Origin of the sequence: Pseudomonas sp. PS01299 (assembly GCF_029960145.1) — a bacterium.
Classification (GTDB): Bacteria; Pseudomonadota; Gammaproteobacteria; order Pseudomonadales; family Pseudomonadaceae; genus Aquipseudomonas; species Aquipseudomonas putida_A.
Genome location: NZ_JASCPO010000420.1, coordinates 1 through 2,697, shown reverse-complemented (window position 1 = coordinate 2,697; position 2,697 = coordinate 1). Strand labels below are relative to the sequence as shown.

The following is a 2,697-nucleotide window of genomic DNA, read 5'->3' as shown; positions in this document are numbered from 1 at the left end:
CGGCCATGACCAGGTTCTGTTTCCAGCTCACACCCACCGGCGCGCCGTCTTCCTGCAGAGCGTGAATGCGGCCGTTCCAGAACTGACCCATGCTCGCTTCGCCGGAGGCCAGCAGTTGCTGCGACTGCGCGCCGCCGCCCCACCAGACGATGTCTTTCTTGATGGTGTCGAGTTTTTTGAAGGCGCGATCAAGGTCCAGCGGGTAGAGCTTGTCGGCCGGCACGCCGTCGGCCAGCAGCGCCAGTTCGAGCACGCCGGGGCTTGGCCATTTGTACAGGGCGCGTTTGCCGGGGTAGGTCTTGGTGTCGAACAGCGCGGTCCAGTCTTGCGGCTTGGCCGCGCCGAGCTTGCCCTCGTTGTAGCCGAGGACGAAGGAGAAGAAGAACGAGCCGACACCGTAATCGCTGACGAAACGCGGGTCGATCTTGTCGCGCTGGATGACTTTGAAATCGAGGGGTTCGAGCAGGCCTTCAGCGGCGGCGCGCAGGGCGAAATCGGCTTCGACATCGACCACGTCCCATTGCACGTTGCCGCTCTCGACCATGGCCTTGAGTTTGCCGTAGTCGGTCGGGCCGTCCTGCACCACGGTGATGCCACTGGCCTTGCTGAACGGATCGGCCCAGGCCTGTTTCTGCGCATCCTGGGTGCTACCGCCCCAACTGACGAAGTTCACGCTTTCGGCGGCCATTGCAGCCTGGCCGGTCACGCTCAGCAGTCCCGCAAAAAAGATTGCGGTTGCAGCTTTGTTCAACACCATTTTTACGCCCTCATTGTTGTGTTTTTGAGCGGGCTTGCGTTGTTGCCCGCCTGTCGGGAGCAGTAGCCGGACGGTTTTTCAGGTCGTCCGGTCTATGGAATATCATATTATGGTATTCCAAACTTTGTGCAAGCACTTTGCCTTACCGGTTATCTGTTGATTCTGGTTTTTTGCCTGTGCTCGGCACGAGTCATAGGGCGCACTTTAGAACCAGCCCCTCACCCCAGCCCTCTCCCAAAGGGAGAGGGGAAAGGGAGCCGATTTCCATGCTGTTTAAAACTTGAGTTCGACTCGCAGTTTCAGGTCGATGTATAGCGGTAGAACAACTCGGTCGGCTCCCTCTACCTCCGGGAGAGGGCTGGGGTGAGGGCAGTGTTATTCGGTGAAGGGGATGCTCTCGACCACCTCCAGGTCATACCCGGTCAGCCCCGCATACTTCAGCGGCGGCCCCAGATGCCGCAGCTTGCCCACCCCCAGGTTCTGCAGAATCTGCGCCCCGGTGCCCACCTCCGAATAAATCCGCGATTGCGAGCGACTGAACTGCCTCGGCGGCTGGGTCAGTTGCGGCACGCGCTCGAGAAGCGCCTGCGACGATTCATGATTGGCCAACACCACCACAACGCCATGACCTTCCGCCGCGACCCGTTGCAACGCCGCCCACAACGTCCAGTTGCTCGGCCCGCTGTACTCGGCGCCGACCAGATCACGCAGCGGATCGATCACATGCACGCGTACTAACGTCGGCTCTTCGCGGCGCAGATCGCCCATGACCATCGCCATGTGCACACCGCCCTCAATGCGGTCTTCAAAGGTGATCAGGCGGAACGTGCCATGCACCGTCGGCAGTTCACGCTCGCCGATGCGTTCAATGGTGTGTTCGGTGCTCAGACGGTAGTGGATCAAGTCGGCGATGGTGCCGATCCTGATCCCGTGCTTACGGGCGAACACTTCCAGATCCGGGCGGCGGGCCATGGTGCCGTCATCGTTCATCACCTCGACGATCACCGAGGCCGGGGTGAAACCGGCGAGGCGGGCAAGGTCGCAGCCGGCTTCGGTGTGGCCGGCGCGGGTCAGCACGCCGCCTTCCTTGGCGCGCAGCGGGAAGATGTGCCCAGGCTGCACCAGGTCTTCAGCGCGGGCGTCTTTGGCCACAGCGGCCGCGACCGTGCGGGCGCGGTCAGCTGCAGAAATGCCAGTGGTGACCCCGACCGCCGCTTCAATCGACACGGTAAACGCGGTACTGAACACGCTGCCGTTGCTCGGCACCATTTGCTCAAGGCCCAGGCGCTGGCAGTGCTCGTCGGTCAACGTCAGGCAAATCAGCCCGCGCGCCTCACGCGCCATGAAGCTGATCGCCTCCGGTGTGCAGCAGTCGGCGGCCAGCAGCAGGTCGCCTTCGTTTTCCCGATCTTCGTCATCGACCAGCAGGACCATTTTGCCGAGGCGATAATCTTCGAGGATTTCTTCGATGCTGTTGAAGGCCATGCTGGACTCTCAGGGTTTGTTGGAAATATATTGGTATACCATAATACAAAATCAATAAAGAGGTCACTATGAAGGCGTACTGGATTGCCCACGTGGATGTCGACGATGCCGAGCATTACAGCCAATACACCCAGCGCGCACCGGCAGCCTTCGCCGCGTTCGGCGCGAAATTTCTGGCCCGGGGCGGACGCAGCGAAGCGCTGGAGGGCAGGGCTACTCCTCAGCGTAGCGTGGTGATCGAATTCGAGAGCTATGAGAAGGCCGTGGCGTGCTACCACTCGGCGGCGTATCAGGAGGCGAAAAGTTATCGCGAGGAATGGGCGAGGGCGGAGATCGTCATTGTCGAGGGCATTGCTCCACTTTAAGCAACATCGCAAATCCCCTGTGGGAGCGGGCTTGCTCGCGAAGACGGTCAATCATTCAACATTTCTATCGACTGACACACCGCCTTCGCG

The 2,697-nt window shown here is 60.8% G+C and carries 3 protein-coding genes; 1 reads left to right on the top strand and 2 read right to left on the bottom strand.

Going from position 1 to position 2,697, the window contains the following annotated elements:
• Together QMX91_RS30550 and ribBA are read right to left on the bottom strand one after the other, a co-directional pair.
• A partial coding sequence (locus QMX91_RS30550) for an ABC transporter substrate-binding protein (protein ID WP_282413859.1) occupies positions 1-757 on the bottom strand: 757 nt, incomplete at its 3' end.
• Between the two features lie 375 nt (positions 758-1,132).
• Complete coding sequence (gene ribBA / locus QMX91_RS30545) at positions 1,133-2,242, bottom strand: bifunctional 3,4-dihydroxy-2-butanone-4-phosphate synthase/GTP cyclohydrolase II (protein WP_098964285.1); 1,110 nt, start codon at positions 2,240-2,242, stop codon at positions 1,133-1,135.
• Positions 2,243-2,310: 68 nt separating this feature from the next.
• On the opposite strand from ribBA, the gene QMX91_RS30540 reads away from it, so the two are divergent.
• Complete coding sequence (locus QMX91_RS30540) at positions 2,311-2,607, top strand: DUF1330 domain-containing protein (RefSeq protein WP_098964284.1); 297 nt, start codon at positions 2,311-2,313, stop codon at positions 2,605-2,607.
• Positions 2,608-2,697 lie beyond the last annotated feature (90 nt).

Excerpts from the sequence above, each read along its gene's own strand:
- ribBA (WP_098964285.1), bottom strand. The coding sequence starts at position 2,242 with ATGGCCTTCAACAGCATCGAAGAAATCCTCGAAGATTATCGCCTCGGC.
- QMX91_RS30540 (WP_098964284.1), top strand. The coding sequence starts at position 2,311 with ATGAAGGCGTACTGGATTGCCCACGTGGATGTCGACGATGCCGAGCAT.